At 64.9% G+C, this 17846-nt stretch carries 18 protein-coding genes and 1 pseudogene; 11 read left to right on the forward strand and 8 right to left on the reverse strand.

Features of this window, described 5'->3' with window-relative positions:
- Positions 1 to 299: 299 nt before the first annotated feature.
- Positions 300 to 1409 carry a threonine/serine exporter family protein gene (locus tag H7A19_15925; GenBank protein ID MCP5476318.1) on the reverse strand — a complete coding sequence of 370 codons (1110 nt, stop codon included), beginning with the start codon at positions 1407 to 1409 and terminating at the stop codon, positions 300 to 302.
- 248 nt (positions 1410 to 1657) lie between these two features.
- Here H7A19_15925 and H7A19_15930 point away from each other — a divergent pair, with 248 nt between their 5' ends.
- Both H7A19_15930 and H7A19_15935 read left to right on the forward strand, forming a co-directional pair.
- Complete coding sequence (locus tag H7A19_15930; GenBank protein ID MCP5476319.1) at positions 1658 to 2155, forward strand: DMT family transporter; 498 nt, start codon at positions 1658 to 1660, stop codon at positions 2153 to 2155.
- The gene (locus H7A19_15935) at positions 2146 to 2487 is read left to right on the forward strand and encodes a DMT family transporter (protein ID MCP5476320.1); all 342 of its coding nucleotides are present in this window, start codon (positions 2146 to 2148) and stop codon (positions 2485 to 2487) included. Before H7A19_15930 ends, H7A19_15935 begins: the two co-directional genes overlap by 10 nt.
- Before the next feature lie 611 nt (positions 2488 to 3098).
- Here H7A19_15935 and H7A19_15940 read toward each other — a convergent pair.
- The gene (locus H7A19_15940) at positions 3099 to 3557 is read right to left on the reverse strand and encodes an NfeD family protein (GenBank protein MCP5476321.1); all 459 of its coding nucleotides are present in this window, start codon (positions 3555 to 3557) and stop codon (positions 3099 to 3101) included.
- A complete protein-coding gene (locus H7A19_15945) occupies positions 3554 to 4480 on the reverse strand; it encodes an SPFH/Band 7/PHB domain protein (protein ID MCP5476322.1) in 927 nt (308 codons plus the stop codon). Before H7A19_15945 ends, H7A19_15940 begins: the two co-directional genes overlap by 4 nt.
- A 207-nt stretch (positions 4481 to 4687) precedes the next feature.
- Here H7A19_15945 and H7A19_15950 point away from each other — a divergent pair, with 207 nt between their 5' ends.
- The 4 genes and pseudogenes from H7A19_15950 to H7A19_15965 all read left to right on the forward strand — a co-directional run bounded on the left by H7A19_15950 (position 4688) and on the right by H7A19_15965 (position 7956).
- Entirely contained in the window at positions 4688 to 5380 is a 693-nt protein-coding gene (locus tag H7A19_15950; GenBank protein MCP5476323.1) for a hypothetical protein, read from the forward strand.
- Positions 5381 to 5538: 158 nt separating this feature from the next.
- Positions 5539 to 6600 carry a 2Fe-2S iron-sulfur cluster binding domain-containing protein gene (locus tag H7A19_15955; protein ID MCP5476324.1) on the forward strand — a complete coding sequence of 354 codons (1062 nt, stop codon included), beginning with the start codon at positions 5539 to 5541 and terminating at the stop codon, positions 6598 to 6600.
- 47 nt (positions 6601 to 6647) lie between these two features.
- Positions 6648 to 6956 (forward strand): DUF2845 domain-containing protein, encoded by a 309-nt coding sequence (locus H7A19_15960; protein MCP5476325.1) that lies wholly within the window; start codon positions 6648 to 6650, stop codon positions 6954 to 6956.
- A 138-nt stretch (positions 6957 to 7094) separates the two neighbouring features.
- Positions 7095 to 7956 (forward strand): annotated as a pseudogene (locus H7A19_15965) (pirin family protein).
- Positions 7957 to 8211: 255 nt separating this feature from the next.
- On the opposite strand, the gene H7A19_15970 reads toward H7A19_15965, so the two are convergent.
- Both H7A19_15970 and H7A19_15975 read right to left on the reverse strand, forming a co-directional pair.
- On the reverse strand, positions 8212 to 9048 hold the full coding sequence (locus tag H7A19_15970) for a mechanosensitive ion channel family protein (protein MCP5476326.1): 837 nt from the start codon (positions 9046 to 9048) through the stop codon (positions 8212 to 8214).
- Between the two features lie 111 nt (positions 9049 to 9159).
- Positions 9160 to 9720, reverse strand: coding sequence for a DUF4124 domain-containing protein (locus tag H7A19_15975; GenBank protein ID MCP5476327.1), 561 nt, complete (start codon positions 9718 to 9720; stop codon positions 9160 to 9162).
- A gap of 135 nt (positions 9721 to 9855) precedes the next feature.
- Here H7A19_15975 and H7A19_15980 point away from each other — a divergent pair, with 135 nt between their 5' ends.
- Together H7A19_15980 and H7A19_15985 are read left to right on the forward strand one after the other, a co-directional pair.
- A complete protein-coding gene (locus tag H7A19_15980) occupies positions 9856 to 11949 on the forward strand; it encodes an SUMF1/EgtB/PvdO family nonheme iron enzyme (protein MCP5476328.1) in 2094 nt (697 codons plus the stop codon).
- 37 nt (positions 11950 to 11986) lie between these two features.
- Positions 11987 to 12367, forward strand: a complete 381-nt coding sequence (locus H7A19_15985; protein ID MCP5476329.1) for a hypothetical protein — start codon at positions 11987 to 11989, stop codon at positions 12365 to 12367.
- Positions 12368 to 12421: 54 nt separating this feature from the next.
- On the opposite strand, the gene H7A19_15990 is transcribed toward H7A19_15985, so the two are convergent.
- On the reverse strand, positions 12422 to 12976 hold the full coding sequence (locus tag H7A19_15990; GenBank protein ID MCP5476330.1) for a hypothetical protein: 555 nt from the start codon (positions 12974 to 12976) through the stop codon (positions 12422 to 12424).
- 163 nt (positions 12977 to 13139) lie between these two features.
- Entirely contained in the window at positions 13140 to 14096 is a 957-nt protein-coding gene (locus H7A19_15995; GenBank protein MCP5476331.1) for a pteridine-dependent deoxygenase, read from the reverse strand.
- Between the two features lie 57 nt (positions 14097 to 14153).
- Here H7A19_15995 and hemF point away from each other — a divergent pair, with 57 nt between their 5' ends.
- On the forward strand, positions 14154 to 15074 hold the full coding sequence (hemF, locus tag H7A19_16000) for an oxygen-dependent coproporphyrinogen oxidase (GenBank protein ID MCP5476332.1): 921 nt from the start codon (positions 14154 to 14156) through the stop codon (positions 15072 to 15074).
- Positions 15064 to 15768, forward strand: a complete 705-nt coding sequence (locus tag H7A19_16005; protein ID MCP5476333.1) for an RNA pseudouridine synthase — start codon at positions 15064 to 15066, stop codon at positions 15766 to 15768. The genes hemF and H7A19_16005 overlap by 11 nt, the downstream gene beginning before the upstream one ends.
- A gap of 208 nt (positions 15769 to 15976) precedes the next feature.
- Here the strand turns inward: H7A19_16005 and H7A19_16010 are convergent, their stop codons facing one another.
- A complete protein-coding gene (locus H7A19_16010) occupies positions 15977 to 16387 on the reverse strand; it encodes a hypothetical protein (protein MCP5476334.1) in 411 nt (136 codons plus the stop codon).
- A gap of 696 nt (positions 16388 to 17083) precedes the next feature.
- On the opposite strand from H7A19_16010, the gene H7A19_16015 reads away from it, so the two are divergent.
- Positions 17084 to 17650, forward strand: a complete 567-nt coding sequence (locus tag H7A19_16015) for an exonuclease (protein MCP5476335.1) — start codon at positions 17084 to 17086, stop codon at positions 17648 to 17650.
- Positions 17651 to 17846 lie beyond the last annotated feature (196 nt).

Consider the following 17846-nt stretch of genomic DNA (forward strand, 5'->3'; position numbering starts at 1 on the left):
AACGTCAAACGTGAAACGTCAATCAGAGCTCGCTGCTGATGACCTGTGGGAGCGGACTTTGTCCGCGACGGCCGACTTCATGGGTCCGCGAGCTTGTTCGCGGACGAAGTCCGCTCCCACAGGCGTCCGAGTGCGAGCTTCAAGTTGACGTTTTACGTTTGACGTTTTACCGCTCTTCGGACGATTTGCGCATTTGGTCCAAAGGTCATGGAAGCGTCCAGACAAGTCTGGACCCACAACAGCCGGGACTTGCCGCGCAGCGCTCTTACCGACAACCAACAACCAACAACCCGCTCCACCTACATCCCCGCCCGCGGCGGCACCACGCTGTTGCCGAGCAGCAGGCCGGCCACCAGCGCGGCGATCAGGGTGACCACGCTGAAGGCGGTGTCGAGGCCGAGGAACACATCCTTTTCGAACACGAAGGTCAGGCTGCGGAAGCCGACCGAGCCGGGCACCAGCAGGATCAGACCGGGCAGGCGGAAAGTGGCGCCGGGCCGATTGGTCCAGCGAGCGTAGAGGTTGCTGAGCACGGTGATGACAAAAGCCGCGATGAACAGACCGAGTTCGGCACCCAAGGCCGGGCTGGCGAAGCGAGTGGTCAGATAGCTGATGCCGGCGGCCAGGAACACCACCCACCAGTCGCGGATGCGGGCCTTGAACAGCAGGGCAAAGGCCGTCGCGGCCGTGATCAGCGAGGCCACTTCCATCCAGGGTGCCTGCAGGTGCGCCATGGCATCGGGGGCTCCCCAGCCGAGCGCCGACGCCAGCCGCGATCCCAACAAGGCGCCGAAAGCCAGTTTCAGCAGCACCGCCACCGCACCGGCGAAGCGCGCCGTGCCGGACACCAGATGCTGGGTGGCCACTTCGGCAGCGGCGGTGGTCAGCGACAGGCCAGGCAGCAGCACAATCAGTCCGGCGGTCAGCACCAGCGGTGAAATAGGGGTCCAGGCGTAGGCGATGTAGGCGGTCATCAGGGCCACCAGAAAGGCTGCCAGCGCTTCAAAGGTGGCGGCCAGTCGTGGGCGCGCCGGGGCCAGCTGAGCCAGCACGCCCAGCATCAAGCCCAGTGCAGCGGCGCTGCCGATGTCGGCCGGGCTGCCTTTGAGCAGGCCGGCCACACCTGCCGAAGCCAGCAGAAAGCCGAACACGGTCTCGAGCCACTGTCGCCGTTCAGAGTCTGGCTTGGCGGCCTGGGCCAGGGCACGCATGCCTTCGGCGGCGGAATACTCGCCGCGCGCCACGCGCTCGGCGATATCGTCGACCCGCCACAGACGCCGCAGATGGATATCGCCCGGCGCCAGCCGGACCACGCAGGTCACGGTCTGCTGATCGCCTTCGGCCCCGATCGGGCGCACCGTGGCGATGATCGCCGTCGGGCTCGACCAGATATGGGTATCCAGCCCCAATTTGCGGCTGACCGAGTTGATGACGTCTTCCAGACGCGGCGCGGTGGAGCCTGCCTCGTGCAGGCGCCGGGCCAGCTCGATGACGAAATCGCATTGTGCGCAATAGTGGTTTCATGCGGGCATGATGCGCGAGCGCCGTGGAGTCATGGCGCAACTCCCGGAGGGTGCGTTCAGGTTTCTGGCCAGAAGCCAATCATGGCATTGATCGGCGCGCGCTACCGGCTTGGCACTCTTTCAGGAAGCGCGACATGCAGGTGGGTATCGGTGAGCTGTTTTCGGTGAGTTCGGCGGCTTGCTGGGCCGTCGGCGTGATCCTTTACAGGCAGCTCGGTCGTGAGTTGCCGCCGGTGGCCCTGAACCTGCTGAAGAATGGCGTGGTGGTGGCGCTGATGGTGCCGACCGTACTGATCGCCCATGGCCTGGCCCTGCCCCAGATCAGTGGCTGGTCGCTGGCGCTGACCGCGCTCTCCGGCATTCTCGGCATCAGCGTTGCCGACACCCTGTACTTCCGGGCCCTGAACACCCTCGGCGCCGGTCGCATCGGCGTGCTCGGCAATCTGTTCAGTCCCTGCGTGATCCTGCTGTCCTTCTTCTTTCTGGACGAGCGCCTGAGCCTGCTGCAGTTCGGCGGTTTCGTGCTGGTGATGTTCGGCGTGCTGCTGGTCAACCGACCGGTGCTCAACGACCCTTGCCGGCCAGCCAGCTGCGCCGCGGTCTGCTCTACGGGGTCACCGCGGTGGCACTGAACGCCGCCGGTGTGGTCATGATCAAGCCGGTGCTGGAACAGGAACCCTTCTTCTGGGTCTGTCTGTTGCGACTGCTGGCGGCCCTGGTCCCGATGCTGTGGCTGTGGCGCTGGCTGCCCGCCCACCACCGCATGCCTTCGTGGCGCGGCGTGCCCTGGCGACGGCTGGTGATAGCCGCCGTCTTCGGTCAGTACGTGGCCATGCTGTTCTGGCTGGCCGGTTACAAATACACCAGCGCCTCGGTAGCCTCGATCCTCAACGAAACCGCGTCGATCTTCATCCTGCTGTTCGCCTGGGCGTGGCTGAAGGAACCCTGGGACGGCGCAAGCTGATCGGCGTGGCGTTCACCTTTGGCGGGGTGGGGTGATGTTGATGTAGTGGCAGGAGCTTCAAAAGGTCAAACGTAAAACGTAAAACGTCAATTTGAAGCTCGCCATTCGCGGCCTGTGGGAGCGGACTCTGTCCGCGAAGTGGATCTCGCCCATCTAAGCGGCCATCGCGGGCGCCGCCAGCCGTGCAGGCCACAACGTGCCTTGATTGACGTTTTACGTTTGACGTTTTACCGCTCTCCGACTGCCGAGGTGCGCGGTGCGAAGTCAAACGTCAATTTGAAGCTCGCCATTCGCGGCCTGTGGGAGCGGACTCTGTCCGCGAAGTGGATCTCGCCCATCTGAAAGCGGTCATCGCGGGCGCAGCCCGCCGCTGCAGGCCACCGGCGCCGTGCCTTGATTGACGTTTTACGTTTGACGTTTTATCGCTCTCCGACTGCCGAGGTGCGAGGTGCGAAGTCAAACGTCAATTTGATGCTCGCCGTCCGCGGCCTGTGGGAGCGGACTCTGTCCGCGAAGTGGATCTCGCCCATCTGAAAGCGGCCATCGCGGGCGCCGCCAGCCGCTGCAGGCCACCGGCTCCGTGCCTTGATTGACGTTTTACGTTTGACGTTTTACTGCTGTTGCGCCGCCTCCACCTGCAATATCTGCTCGCGGGCACCGAGCACTCGTACGGTGGTGCCGGCGGGCAGATCCGGGCCGCTGACGGTCCACAGGGCGTCGCCGACCTTGATCTTGCCGCGACCATTGACGATGGCGGTTTCCAGCGTGAACACCCGACCAATCATCTGTTCGGTGCGCTTGTTCAGCAGCGGCTGGTCGTCCGGTTTGTCTGGAACGCGCTTGCGCCAGGCGCGATAGCCGAGCAGGGAGCCGATCGAGAGCAACGCGAAGGCCACGATCTGCACGCCCCACGGCAGCGCCGGCAGCAGCCACACCGCCACACCCACGACCAGCGCGGCAATGCCGAACCACAGCAGGAAGGCGCCGGGGGCAAAGACCTCCAGCACCAGCAGGATCAAGCCGGCAATCAGCCACTCCGATGGACTGATGCTCTGCCACCAGGGACTCATGGCGCGACACCCCCCTGCTTCTTGGCGACGGCCTTGGCGATTTCGGCGATGCCGGCGATGGAGCCGACGACGCTGGTGAGTTCCACCGGCAGGATCAGGGTTTTCTGATTGGGGCTGGTGGCCATGGCCTGCAACGCCTTGACGTAATTGTTGGCAACGAAGTAGTTGATCGCCTGGACATCGCCCTTGGCGATGGCCTGCGACACCATATCGGTGGCCCGGGCTTCGGCTTCGGCCAGGCGCTCGCGCGCCTCGGTATCACGGAAAGCCGCTTCGCGGCGGCCCTCGGCTTCCAGCACCGCGGCCTGCTTCTCGCCTTCGGCCCGCAGGATCTCGCTGGCGCGGCTGCCTTCGGCTTCGAGAATGGCGGCGCGCTTCTCGCGCTCGGCCTTCATCTGCCGAGCCATGGCATCAACCAGATCGCGCGGCGGCTGGATGTCCTTGAGCTCGATGCGATTGACCTTGATACCCCAGGGATGGGTGGCGTCGTCGACCACCCGCATCAGCCTGGCATTGATCTCGTCGCGCTTGCTCAGCGATTCATCCAGGTCCATCGAGCCGATGGCGGTGCGGATGTTGGTCATCACCAGGGCAATCGCGGCCTGCTCCAGGTTGGCCACCTCGTAGGCTGACTTGGCGGCGTCGAGCACCTGGAAGAAGATCACGCCGTCGACCTTGACCACGGCGTTGTCCTTGGTGATGACGTCCTGCGAGGGCACATCCAGCACCTGTTCCATCATGTTGACCTTGCGCCCGACCGAATCGATCAGCGGAATCAGGAAGCCCAGACCCGAGGGCAAGGTGTGGGTGTACTTGCCGAAGCGCTCGACGGTGAAGTTGAAGCCCTGCGGCACAAAGCGGATGGAACGAAACACCACCACGGCGATGAAGCCGAGGAATACCAGAATCAGAATATTGTCCATCGGTCGGCTCCGGTCGGGATGGGCTGCAGTCTAACCCGGGTAAACGGCGCCCGGCGCATCAGTGGCAGCGCCAGGACTTCCGGACCGGTGGACAATGTGTCACCAAGAGCAAGGGTCAATGGAGCCATTGCACTAGCCAATTTGGTCAGATTGGCTTCACAATCGACATGCCCCGTTTCAAAACAGACTGGTTACAGGAGAATCACCATGCGCTATCGGCTTATTACGGCTGCCCTGCTCGCCGCGCTCTCGATGCCGGCCCTGGCTCAGGATGCCGAGGAAGAATCGGGTCCGCTGGCTTTCAACGTCGGCATCGTCAGCGACTATGTGTTCCGCGGCGTTTCCCAGACCAATGAGGGTCCGGCGTTCCAGGCCGGCATGGACTACACCCATGACAGCGGCTTCCATGCCGGCGTGTGGGCCTCCAATGTGGATTTCGTGGACGGTGACGGCGCCAATGCCGAGTTCGACTTCTACCTCGGTTGGAGCGTGGACCTCAGCGACACCGTGAACTTCGATGCCACGCTGTTGCGCTACGCCTATCACGACCAGAGCGCCTACAACTACAACGAGCTCATCCTGACCCTCGGCGTCGGTGATTACCTGAGCTTCCTGGTCGGCTATTCCAATGACGTGTTCAACTCTGGCGAGACCGGCACCTACGTGTCGGCGTCGGGCAGCTATCCGCTGCCGTGGTGGGATCTGACACTGAACGGCTCGGTCGGCCACTATGACCTGGACAAGGCGCTCGGCGATTCCTATCAGGACTTCTCGGCAGGCTTGTCCCGCAACTTCGGTCCGATGGCGGTCGGCTTGAACTACGCCTACGCCACCAACGATATCGACTGGGGTGACAATGGCGGTTCGCGCGTGTTCCTGACGGTGGGCTGGGAGTTCTGAGCCCGGGCGCCATCTGAAGTTGACCGGCGGGGGCTTCGGCCCCCGTTTTTTTTGCGCTCGGGTCAATCTGGCCTGACCCTGACGGGTGCCGCCTGCGGGTCTTGATGTCCTCTGCAGACTCGAAGGGCGATACTCGGGCCATGAGCAAGGAAAGCCCGATGAATGCAGAGCACCTGGTGCAACTGGCCGGCAGCGGCAAGTCCTTTCGCGTGGGAGCGGGTGACACCGTGCTGGCTGCCGCCCGCCGAGCCGGCCTGGCTTTGCCCTACAGCTGTCTTTCCGGCAGCTGTGGCAGCTGCAAGGGTCGACTGGTCAGCGGTGAAGTGACCTACCCCTACAATCCACCGAGCGCCCTCAGCGCGGCCGAGCAGGCCGATGGCCAGGTGCTGCTGTGTCAGGCCGTGGCCAGCAGCGATCTGACCATCGCCATCCGCGAGGTGGATGCCGTCGCCGGCATTCCGATCCGCCAGCTGGCGGTCAAGGTGGCGGCCAAACATCGGCTCTGCGACGACGTCATGGAACTGAAACTGCTGCCGGCCCGGCGCGAAGCCTTCAACTACTTGCCCGGTCAGTATCTGGACATCCTGCTGCCCGAGGGCAAGCGTCGGGCTTTCTCGATCGCCAATGCGCCGCATCAAGGCGACACCCTGGATCTGCACATACGGCGGGTCAGCGGCGGCGGCTTCACTCAGTTCGTGTTCGACGAGCTGCGTCTGGGGCAGGTGCTGCGCATCGAGGCGCCGCTCGGCACTTTCGTGCCGCGTGAGGGTGGCGACCGGCCGATCCTGCTGATGGCCGGCGGCACCGGATTTGCCCCGATCAAGGCCATCGTCGAACACCTGATCGAGCGCCACACCCATCGCGCGCTGCACATCTACTGGGGAGCGCGCCATGTCGAGGATCTGTACCTGGAATCGCTGTGCCGGCAGTGGCAGGACAGCCACAGCAATGTGCGCTACACGCCGGTGTTGAGCGAAGCCAGCGCGCTGGAGCGGAACCAATACCGATCCGGTCCGGTCCATGAGGCCGTACTCAAGGATTTTCCGGACCTCTCGCGTTTCGATATCTACATGAGCGGGCCACCACCGATGATCGAGGCCGGCCGCCGCGATTTCGTCGCCGCTGGTCTGCCGGATGATCGGCTGTACTACGATTCCTTCGACTACGCGCCAGACGTGCTGGCAGCATTGATCCGGGCCCGTTCCGCTGCCCCCGGATAATTCATCCCCGGTCGCAGCGGCCCTTGCACTCACTCAGGAGTCCACTGATGCGTATCCGCCTGCTGCTGTCGCTGACCGTTGCCCTGAGCCTCTACCCCTGGCCCGCGCAGGCCATGCGTTGCGGCAATCAGCTGGTGCTGCAGGGGATGTCGCGCTACGAAGTCCGCAAGCGCTGCGGCAATCCCGACGACGAGAGCCGCTACTACCGCACCGTGTACCGACAGAACGCGATCAACGAGGCGGTGGCCATCGAGATCGAGATCGAGGAGTGGATCTACGACTTCGGATCGAACAAGTTCGCGCGCCGGCTGATCTTCGTCAACGGTCGTCTGCAGGACGAGGAACTGGTCGATTGAGCCGACGCGTGCGCTTCCTTGCGCGCTGTTCCCTGTTGGCTATCGCGGGCGCGCCCGGGGTCGAATCGACCCGAGAACGCGGCGATACTGCCAGAGTTCGAGCGGATGTACATTGCCCATTGGTCGGAGTTTGAGCCCATGAACGAGCCCGTCAGCATCACCGGACTGCGCAAGGATCTGGGCGGCTTTGAAGTCGCCCGATTGCTGCCACATCGATCGCAGCGCAGCGTGGGCCCTTCGTGTTTCTCGATCACATGGGCCCGGCACAATTCGCGCCGGGGCAGGGCATCGATGTGCGCCCGCATCCGCACATCGGCCTGGCCACGGTCACCTTCCTGTTTGAAGGCGCACTGATGCATCGCGACAGCCTGGGTTCGGTGCAGGAGATCCGTCCGGGTGACGTCAACTGGATGAATGCCGGTCGCGGCATCGTCCACTCCGAGCGTTCACCCGATGAGCTGCGTGCCAGCGGTGGTCCGCTGCACGGGCTGCAGGCCTGGGTGGCACTGCCGCTGGACCACGAGGAAAGTGCGCCCGCTTTCGATCACTACCCGGCGTCCGCTCTGCCGCGGATCGAAGCCCCGGCCTGAGCTTGCAACTGATTGCCGGCGAGGCATTGGGTCGGCGCTCACCAGTACGGATCCTGAGCGAGCTGTTCTACCTGGCAGGAACCCTGGACCGCGGTGCCGAACTGCGGCTGCCGGCGACGCCCATGCAGCAGGCCTTGTACGTGGTTCGTGGCGGCCTGCGGATGGACGGAAAGCTGATTCCTGCGGGGACGCTGCAGATTCTGCCCGAGCAGCAGGACCTGACAGTCCGGGCCGAGGAAGACACCCTGCTGGCCTGGCTGGGTGGCCCGCCGCTGACCGAAGCTCGTCGGCTGTGGTGGAATTTTGTCTCATCCCGGCCGGAGCGCATCGAACAGGCCAAGGCCGACTGGCGCGAGCAGCGCTTTCCCCGGGTGCCCGGCGAGGATGAGTACATCCCCTTGCCGGGGTAACGGGATAACGGGGCACGGGGCACGCGGCACGGGAAAAGCTATGGGCTTCGAGTTCCTGTCGGTCCAGACTTGTCTGGACGCTTCTCCAGCAGCAAGCAGAGAGCGTCCAGACAAGTCTGGACCCACAACCGCGGGCTTCTCAGATTCTTGACTCACGTGCCATGTCGGGCCAGGGAGGATGGCTGGCGGTGAGACCCTCGGACTCGCGGGCATCTCCCGTGCCCCTTTCCCCGTGCCCCCTGCCCCGTCCCGGCCCTACGCCTGTGCGGCCGTGTCCTTGACCACATGCAGCACCCGCTGCGGGAAGGGAATGTCGATGCCGGCGGCGCCGAGTTCTTCCTTGATCTGACGCAGCAAGCTGGCGCGGGTGGCCAGCAAGTCCGGAGTCGCCACCCAGGGCCGTATGGCCAGATCGACACTGCTCTCCCCGAGCTGATCGACCAGCAGCATCGGCTCGGGCTCGGCCAGCACCCGGGATTCGGCCTTGAGCACCCGGTCGATGACGCTGAAGGCCTTGCCGATGTCGTCCTCATAGGCAATACCGATCACCAGATCAATACGGCGGGTGTCGCGCCGGGTGAAGTTGGTGATCGGCTCGCTCGCCACGTGCGAGTTCGGCAGTACCAGCTCGCAGTTGTCCGGTGTTACCAGCACCGTATGCATCAGGCGCATGCCCTCGACCTTGCCTTTCTGACCGGCGATCTCGATGACATCACCCACCCGGAATGGCTTCAGCAGGATCAGGGTGACGCCGGCGGCCAGATTGGCCAGCGAGTCGCGCAGGGCCAGAGCGATCGCCAGACCGGCGGCACCGAGGGCCGCAAGGATCGAGGTCATCGGTACACCAAGCGAATCCAGCGCGCCGGCCAGCACCAGCACGGTGAGTACGCCCTTGAGCACACTGCTCAGGAAGTCGCGCAGCATGGGGTCGACATTCATGCGGGTCATCAGTCGCGCCAGCGCATTGGCAGCCAGGCGCACGATCCACAGTCCCAGCAGCAGAACCAGCAGGGCGGTGGTCAGGCGTAGGCTCCAGGCCGCGATCTGGCTGGCCCAGGGCAAGTTGGAGAAGACTTCGATCAAACGATCCATATTCGGCTCCTGTGCAGGGAGTGGCGGGTGCTGAATTGGCGAGCGCCCAGCTCTGCGGGCGTCGCCAGGGATCCGGAGGCAGGCCGCAGCGTGGCGGCTTCCGGCCCGGATTCAATTGCAGCGATGGTTGCGGATCGCCCGCAGACGTTGCCCTTCGCGCTTCAGACGTGCGGCATCGGTGCCCTTGGCCGCGGCCTCGCGGGCATCGTTGGCCGCGATCTGTTCCTGATAGTACTGGCAGCTCTCCGCACGGGTGCTGCTGGCACACTGGTCTTCGGCCCAGGCCTTGCCGGGCGGTGCCGCGGGCGCGCCAGCGACCCGTTTGGCCATGGTGTTGGAGGCATCGACGAGCATCCGCGCCGGTCGTGCATTGCCGGTGAAATAGTGGCTGCCGTCGGGACGCACACATTTGAAGGACGGTCGCGGTGCCCGCGCCGTGGGCGTCGGTCTCGGCGCGTCGGGCGTGGCCTTGGCCGGAGCGGATGCTGGCGCGCGCGCGGCTGCTGCAGTGGTCGGCGTGCGCAACACGCCAATCTGTCGGCCCGGGCAGGGATTGTCCTGATAGCTGACCACCCCACCAGCCTGGCGGCATTTGTAGATGGTGGCTGCCGGCGCCGTTGCGGCGAGCAGCAGAGCCAGGGCAGTCAGCAAGAGGCGCAACAATGAACTCATCAGCATATTGTAACGGCAGCGATATCAGATCGCGTGAAGCATCGAAGTACGGGTTCGCCCTGACCCCGTCATGGCGCCTATGCTTGGGCAATCGACACCCCGGGGTGCGTACACGCGGAACGGTTCCAGAGATCCATGACCGACCAAGATTCCGATCTTCCCCGAGTGCCGGGTTATGCGGTTGAAGAGGCACTGGGCTCTGGCGGCATGGCGACCGTGTATCGGGGCCGGCAACTGGCGCTCGATCGGCCGGTCGCGATCAAGGTGCTGCGCGCGGTGGGACGCGACGCGCCTGAGCTGAACCAGCGCTTCGAACAGGAGGCACAGCTGATTGCGGCGCTGGACCATCCCAATATTGTCGCCATCTTCGAAGTCACCCGCACGGCCGACGGCAACGCCTGCTACATCATGCCGCTGCTCGCTCACGGAGATCTGGAACGCCGCCCGCGGCCGATGCCCGAGGACGAGGTCAAGCGGATCCTGGCCGCCATCCTGAGCGCGCTCGGTCATGCCCACGCCAAGGGCGTGGTGCATCGGGACGTCAAGCCAGCCAATGTGCTGTTTGACGGTCGCGGCAATCCCTTGCTGGCCGATTTCGGTGTGGCCCTCAAGGTCAAGAGCAATCATCGCCTGACCACCCACGGGCGCACCGTCGGCAGTTCGCTGACCATGAGCCCGGAACAGGCGCGCGGCGAAGTCGTCGACGGCCGCAGCGATCTCTACAGCGTGGGCTGCCTGGCCTACCAGTTGCTGACCGGCCATGCCCCGTTTGATGCCGACGATTTTCTGGCCGTGGCCCTCAGGCATCAGCAGGACCCGATCCCGCGGCTGCCGCCGGCGCTGGCGCATTGGCAGACCTTCTTCGATTCGGCGCTGGCCAAGCGGCCGCAGGATCGCTACGCCGATGCCGAGACCATGGCCCAGGCGCTGGCGCAATTGCGTCCGCAAGTAGCAGTCAGGCCCCGGAATCGGCGCCCGGCCCTGCCGCTGGTCTCGATCATTGCGATTCTGGTGTTGGCTGCTGCCGCAGCCGCCTGGTTCGGCACCCGCGCCGAAGCCCCAGCGACTGCGGCGGGCACGTCCCTGGCCGGCGCAGGGAGCGCGGAGGCGGCGGCGATCACCGCGGCGATCGAGCAGAGACGCTGGTTTGATGGTAGCGCCGACAGCGCCGACGCCTTGCTGGCGCCGATGTTCATGCAGGAACCGGTGGACAGCCGAGCGCTGGATCTGCGCGACAGCCTGCTGGATCGCGCCAGTGGCGATCTGATCACCAGCGACGATGCCCAGCTGATCGACCGGCTTCCGCGCTGGGCGGCGCTGGTCAGCAACAGCCATGCCGATGCCCTGCCGCCGGTGCAGACCGTGGTGTCGGCACTGGAAGCGCGCTTCCGGCCGGCACTGGAGCGGGCGCGCACGGCGCGCGATCGGGCCGAGGCCGGCAGCCAGCTGGCGATGGCGCAGATGCTGCCAGCACCTTCGGCCGAGTTCGCCGAACTGGTGCAGCTGGTGTCGCGCTTCCCGGCCCGCGGCGAGCCTTTCCGCGATGGTGCCGGCCCCGAGCTGCTGCTGGTTCCGGCTGGGCGCCTGGCGTCTTTCGCGGGCCCGATCGCTGTGTCCCGCTTCGAGATCACCCGCGCGGACTATCTGCGTTTTGCCGATGCCACCGGGCACAAGGCGGCGAGCTGCCGTGACGGCGGGCGCAGTCTGTCCTGGCGCGACCCCGGATTCCCGCAGAGCGGCAACGATCCAGTGGTGTGCGTGAGTTTTGCCGACGCCCGCGCCTACGCCGCCTGGATGAGCGAGCAGGCCGGGCGGGTCTATCGGCTGCCCACGCTGCAGGAATGGCGCGAGCTGGCGGCAGTCGCGCGCGACGGCGACTGCGCCAATCTGCGCGGTGAGAACGCCACCTGCGGCGACCGCTTCCCCAACACCGCTCCCAGCGGACAATTTGCCGCCGCACCCGAATGGCCATCGGATCTCAGCGGCAATGTGCGCGAATGGACCGCGAGCTGCGAGTTCAAGGAGATCGGCAAGGTACGGCAGGCACTGGGCAATTTCGGGCGCTTCCTGCAGGGCAAGGAACGCGATTCCAGTGGCCGCGTATGTATTGGCCGTTATGTGGCTGGCAGCGGCTGGCGCGACAGCAGCATTGAAGGCACGACCAGCAGCGAGGACGAAGACAGCGCCGCCCCGGATCGCGGCTTCCGCCTGCTGCGGGAGATTCGCTGATCGGTGCTGGTGGCTGGTATCGGTGTCGGAATGAGCTGTGGGAGCGGCTTCAGCCGCGACGCCTTTGCAATCGCGGCTGAAGCCGCTCCCACAGAATGCCGCTGACAACTGGCAACCAGCAACCAGCAACCAGCAACCAGCAACCAGCAACCAGCAACCAGCAACCAGCAACCATCTTCTGCCCGGGTTCTGGCCGATGTTGTTAAATTTTCGTCATACTGCAGTCAGCGAACTGCGATCATTCTTTGCTGTCATTGCAATAACCCGGCGCTCAGACCGGGATGCGCCCCTGCAGCAGGAGATGGAACATGCGTTGGATATTGTCACTCGGCATCACGATCTTCATGGTCGCCCTCGATCGGGCATCGACGCTGTCTGGCGTCGAAGGCTGATCGGGCATTTTGACCGCTCGGCCTGAACCACGGGTCAGGCCGCAGAGTGGTTCAGGATCGCAGCATCTGCGGACGCGCGGTCAGACCACCACGCCATCCCAGCGCGCACGCCACACGGTAGGCGTGAATTCCGGGATGGGCTTGGGTTCGAGCAACTCGGTGCCCACCTGCCAGAAGCTCTTGAACGGGCGCTTCTCGGCGGTCTTGTAGAAATGCACCAGATAGGCCCAGTCGCAGTGAAAGAAATCGGCCAGCCACTGGTCGAAATCGTGTACGCCGGCCTGATGAAACAGCGTCAGGCTGAGCTCTGCGGCCTCGCGCTCGTACTGATAGAGCTCGGCCATGCGCTCGGCCGACAGATTCGGATCGGGCTGCTGCACGCCCAGCGTGCGTCCGCGCTCTGACAGATTCCACTGCACCGTGTGCCCGAACAGGTGCACCAGGATGAACAGGGCTTCTTCCGCGTCCAGATCATGATCGATCTGGATCTCGGCGCCATCGAGATCGCCGGTGTAGGGATCGATGACGTCGCTGATCACCACCGGAATGCCATAACGGCGCTCGATCAGGGCCTCGACCGTATTGAACACGGCACGGCAACGGTCGTCATCGGGATAGCTCGGATCCAGGGTCATGGGGGCATTGCCTCGCGTGGTTGGAATTCTCGTCGGCGATCGCTACCCGACGAAGCTCACGAAGATAATCACCATCGGCGAGGGACGCAAAAGGCGCAAGGCAAAAGAGCATTTTCCAGGCTGATGGCGTCCGCAGTTATTGCGTCAAGGCGAGGCACCTGATTCAGAAATGATGCACGCCCTCGATCTCGCACAACAGATCGCTGCGGCAGACCTCGCCCTGGAGCACGGCAAAGGCAGCGCCGGGGAAGTTCTCGCGCAGGAAGGTCTCGGTTTCGAAAAAGTGCTCTTCCTCGCGCACATAGGCGCGCAGCACGGTGCCCGAGCCGAATCGGCTGTCGGTGTCCCAGGTGCTGTTGGCCACTTCCAGCAGGCTTTCCAGATTGCGCCGGGTTTCTTCCAGCTGTTTGTCCAGCCGACCGATGTGGCGCGAGCTGTGGCCGACCACGCTGGCGGTGCCGGAGATCAACAACACGCCGCCGCGTTGGCTTTTCCACAGCGCCCCACGTGAAAAGCGCGGCGGCTCCGGACCGTATTCGGGCGGGTAGTTGCGCGGCAAGGTCTGGCGTGGATTGTCGATCATCTGCCCCGGCGTCTTCGAGGCCAGCCACAGCAGGCGCAGATGCGAGGAGCGATCGGGCAGGCCGATCACGGTCGCGGCCGGGTCAGCTTCGAAGCGGGCCCGCTCCAGCGCCAGCTGGCGACCGACGCAGAACTGCCGGTAGCGCTCGTTGTCGCCCTGACCCTCGTTGATGCGGGAGAAGTAGCTCCAGATCCGCAGCACATAGGGAAAGCCGGAGCCCTGCACGTAGTCGAGCAGGCGCCGGTAGGCCTCGTGGGTGGTGGTGCCAATGCCGCCAAAATCGCGCTCGGACAGCACCAGCTCGCCCAGCATCAGATCATCATCGCCAGCAAAATGGGCGGCGCCGATCTGACCGCCACGCAGCCGTCCCCTGCTGTGCCAGGACTCGCAGACACTGTGCAGGGCCGGCATCGGCAGCTCAAAACTGGAGGCGCCACCGCCACGGACGCCCAGATGCCAGGCCGCGAAAGCGTCCTTCATGGGCTCGGGTGCCAGGTCCACCAACCAGCGCGGATGGGCTTTGCGAGATTCGGTCATTCGATTCGGTGGCTTTGCAGTCGAGCGGCCTATCATACGCAGCCCCAGTTCAGCCCGATGCAAAGCATGGATATCGAACGCGTACGTGCCTACCTCCTGGGTCTGCAGGATCAGATCTGCGCCTCGGTCGAGGCCCTGGAACCAACGACACGCTTTGCCGAGGACAGCTGGCAGCGTGCCGAAGGCGGTGGCGGGCGCACCCGCGTGCTCAAGGGCGGCGCGGTGTTCGAGCAGGCCGGTATCGGATTTTCCGACGTCCAGGGCGCGCGCATGCCGGCCAGTGCCACCGCCCATAGACCGGAGCTGGCCGGCCGCGGCTTTCATGCGATGGGCGTGTCGCTGGTGTTCCATCCGCGCAATCCCTATGTGCCGACCACGCATCTGAACGTGCGCCTGTTCAGCACCACCGGACCCGATCCGGTGTGGTGGTTCGGCGGCGGCTTCGACCTCACGCCCTACTACCCCTTCGACGAGGACGTGCGCCATTGGCACGAGGTGGCCCGGGCGGTCTGCGATCCTTTCGGCAAGGACCTGTATCCGCGCTACAAGCGCTGGTGCGACGACTATTTCTATCTCAAGCACCGCGGCGAAACCCGCGGCGTCGGCGGCCTGTTCTATGACGATCTGTCCGAACCGGGATTCGAGCCCTGTTTCGAGCTGATGCGGGCGGTCGGCCGCGGCTTCGAGCAGGCCTACCTGCCACTGGTCGAGCGCCGCAAAAACACGCCCTACGGCCAGCGCGAGCGCGATTTTCAGCGCTATCGGCGCGGTCGCTACGTCGAGTTCAACCTGGTCTGGGACCGCGGCACGCTGTTCGGGCTGCAATCGGGTGGGCGCACCGAGTCGATCCTGATGTCGTTGCCGCCGGAAGTGCGCTTCGAGTATGGCTATCAGCCGCCCGAAGGCAGCGCGGAAGCACGCTTGAACGACTATCTGCGACCGCGTGACTGGTTGACCGAGCTGTCCGATGGACGCTGATCAGCGGCTGCCGCTGCTGGCCGATAACGCCCGCTGGCTGGTGGTCAACAAGCCAGCGGGCATCGCCGCCATTCCGGCCCGCGATGAAAGCCCCGAGCAATCCTTGCGGCATCGGTTGCAGACCCAACTCGGCTGCCCGCTGTGGGTAGTGCACCGACTGGATCGCGACACCAGCGGCGTGATGATCTTCGCCCGCGACGCCGATGCCCATCGGGCCCTGAATCTGGCTTTTCAGCATGGCAAGGTCGGCAAGAGTTATCTGGCCTGGACACTGGGCGTGCCCGACCCGGAGCAGGGTCGTATCGAGGTGCCGCTGCACACGGCCCGCAAGGGCAAGATGCGCCCGGCTGCCAGAGGCGAGGCCGGCGCCCTTCAAGCCCGCACCGACTACGCGCTGGAACAGCGCTGGCGCCTCGATCACGCCTGGATTGGCCGCCTGCGCTGCCAACCGCGTACCGGCCGCCAGCATCAGATCCGGGTGCATCTGCGCAGTCGCGATTGCCCCATCCTGCAGGACGCGCTGTACGGCATGGCAACCCTGAAAGCGCCCTACGATCAGTTGCCAATCAGCCGCTTGGCACTGCATGCAGCCGCGGTGGAAGTTCCGGCCGTGCTGGACGTGCCGGCGCAGCGCGTGCAGGCGCCGCTACCAGCGGACCTGGTGGAGCTGGAGGCGTATCTGGAGGCGCGGTAGGTCATCTTGGCCGCGCAGCAGATATCGTGACGCGGGGCGCGGCAAGACGTCAAAGGCAAAACGTCAATCAGAACCGGCCGGGCTTCTGCGCTGTTGTACGTCCAGGGTTGTCTGGACGCTTCTCCACCCGACCAGGAGCGTCCAGACAAGTCTGGACCTACAAGAACTCGAACCGGCGCCGCGCAGTGCTCATCCCTCCTCGAGGCCTCTACGGCGCGACCACGCCTGACCGACGCCTGCGCCCATTCACCAGCACCGGCATCAACCCGAACAGCAGCAGGCTGGCACCGTAGATGCGTCCGGGCGTGCTCAGGAAATAGGCGCCGATCTCGGCCAGCGACTGGCCGCGCACCCACAGGCCGACGCCGAGGTCCGCGAGCAGCACCAGGCCCAGGGCCATCAGGCCCATGCCCAGATGCATGACTGCCGTCGCCGGCAGCGCCAGGCGTCGTGGCACGAAGCGGGCGGCGAACATCATCGCCATCAGCAGGATCGGCATTTCCATCAGCACCGCGGTCGTGGCGCCGAAATTGGGTTCCAGCCACATCACCCGGATCGGACCACAAGCGAAACCGACGGCGAAGACGATGGCGAAGTAGGCGAGGGCGGCGGGGAGCATCTTGGTTGTCGGTTGTGGGTTGCTGGGTTGGGACGGGGCACGGGGCACGGGGCACGGGAGATGCTCTCATGATTGCGTCATTGCGAGGCACCTGTGTCGGCCCGAAACTGCGCACGGGCCTGCAGCACAAACCCGCCTGTAGGAGCGACCTCGCGTCGCGACCGGCAAGCCGCAGGTCCGCCGCAGCGGTCGCGCCGCAAGGGCGCTCCTACAGGTGGACAAAGAAAATCAACGACTTGCGATATGGGTTCATGGAGAGTCACCTGTGTCGGCCCGACACTGCGTACGGGCCTTGAACCCCCGGCGTCATTGCGAGCGTAGCGAAGCAATCCAGGGGTGTGCGGCGCTACCCTGGATTGCGTCGTCGCTCCGCTCCTTTCCATGCGCCCGCATCGTGAGTTTCTGGATTCACGAGACTGGCGCAGAGCGGCTTTTCGTAGCCCGAAGTGCGCGAAGCGCTCTCCGGGCGGTGACGCGACAGCGCCCCGCTGAGCCGCTGCGTGGCACAACGGGCTAGGCACGACGGCGTGCACCGGTTCAAGCAGGCCGGATCCTTCGCGTCAGCAGATCTTGATTGAGCCACAATCCAGGCACACGAGGCGCCCGGCGCCCTGCCCTCGATACAGCCCTATGATCTTCAGACCGTCGCGGACAAAGTCCGCTCCCACAGGCAAACGCCCAAACAGTAACTAGCCCATGCCCGAAATCTATGTCAGTACCGATGTCGAAACCGACGGCCCCATTCCGGGACCGCACTCCATGTTGAGTCTCGGGTCGGCCGCTTACACGGCCGACAAGCAGCTGCTCGGCAGCTTCAGCGCCAATCTGCAGACGCTACCCGGCGCCTGCGGCCATCCGGACACCATGGTCTGGTGGCAGGGCCAGCCAGAGGCCTGGGCCGCCTGTCGTCAGTCGCCCGAAGCACCCGATCAGGTGATGGCGCGCTATCTGGCCTGGCTGGAATCGCTGCCCGGCAAACCGGTGTTCGTCGGCTATCCGGCCGCTTTCGATTTCATGTTCGTCTACTGGTACCTGATGCGCTTTGCCGGGCGCAGCCCGTTCAGTCATTCGGCGCTGGACATCAAGACCTATGCGATGGCGCTGCTGAAGAAACCTTACCGGCAGAGCAGCAAGCAGCATATGCCAGCGGACTGGTTCGACCCGCTGCCACATACGCATGTGGCCGTCGACGACGCCGTTGCCCAGGGTGCGTTGTTCTGCAACATGCTCAAGGCCAATTGCGGCGATTTGCGCTTGGATTGAGCTTCGGAGCTACACAGCCGCAAATCCGTTCAGCGTCCGACCGTGTCGGCGACGGTGCCCAGCTGGACCAAATGCAGTGCAGCGGAGCGAGCTCCGCTCTACAGGAGCCAAGGCACCCCTTCTCTTGTACAGCCGAGCTTGCTCGGCTGCCGTACCCGCGGTCGGTCGTCAGGCCTCTCCACGCTACCGACAGACG

It is taken from the genome of Rhodanobacteraceae bacterium, assembly GCA_024234055.1.
Lineage (GTDB): Bacteria > Pseudomonadota > Gammaproteobacteria > Xanthomonadales > SZUA-5 > JADKFD01.

Bases quoted from the DNA above. Each gene is read 5' to 3' on its own strand.
- H7A19_15950 (MCP5476323.1), top strand. From the start codon at position 4,688: ATGCGCTATCGGCTTATTACGGCTGCCCTGCTCGCCGCGCTCTCGATG.
- H7A19_16015 (MCP5476335.1), top strand. From the start codon at position 17,084: ATGCCCGAAATCTATGTCAGTACCGATGTCGAAACCGACGGCCCCATT.
- H7A19_15955 (MCP5476324.1), top strand. From the start codon at position 5,539: ATGAATGCAGAGCACCTGGTGCAACTGGCCGGCAGCGGCAAGTCCTTT.
- H7A19_15960 (MCP5476325.1), top strand. From the start codon at position 6,648: ATGCGTATCCGCCTGCTGCTGTCGCTGACCGTTGCCCTGAGCCTCTAC.
- H7A19_15970 (MCP5476326.1), bottom strand. From the start codon at position 9,048: ATGGATCGTTTGATCGAAGTCTTCTCCAACTTGCCCTGGGCCAGCCAG.
- H7A19_15930 (MCP5476319.1), top strand. From the start codon at position 1,658: ATGCAGGTGGGTATCGGTGAGCTGTTTTCGGTGAGTTCGGCGGCTTGC.
- H7A19_15995 (MCP5476331.1), bottom strand. From the start codon at position 14,096: ATGACCGAATCTCGCAAAGCCCATCCGCGCTGGTTGGTGGACCTGGCA.
- hemF (MCP5476332.1), top strand. From the start codon at position 14,154: ATGCAAAGCATGGATATCGAACGCGTACGTGCCTACCTCCTGGGTCTG.
- H7A19_16010 (MCP5476334.1), bottom strand. From the start codon at position 16,387: ATGCTCCCCGCCGCCCTCGCCTACTTCGCCATCGTCTTCGCCGTCGGT.
- H7A19_15975 (MCP5476327.1), bottom strand. From the start codon at position 9,720: ATGAGTTCATTGTTGCGCCTCTTGCTGACTGCCCTGGCTCTGCTGCTC.
- H7A19_16005 (MCP5476333.1), top strand. From the start codon at position 15,064: ATGGACGCTGATCAGCGGCTGCCGCTGCTGGCCGATAACGCCCGCTGG.
- H7A19_15940 (MCP5476321.1), bottom strand. From the start codon at position 3,557: ATGAGTCCCTGGTGGCAGAGCATCAGTCCATCGGAGTGGCTGATTGCC.
- H7A19_15980 (MCP5476328.1), top strand. From the start codon at position 9,856: ATGACCGACCAAGATTCCGATCTTCCCCGAGTGCCGGGTTATGCGGTT.
- H7A19_15945 (MCP5476322.1), bottom strand. From the start codon at position 4,480: ATGGACAATATTCTGATTCTGGTATTCCTCGGCTTCATCGCCGTGGTG.
- H7A19_15990 (MCP5476330.1), bottom strand. From the start codon at position 12,976: ATGACCCTGGATCCGAGCTATCCCGATGACGACCGTTGCCGTGCCGTG.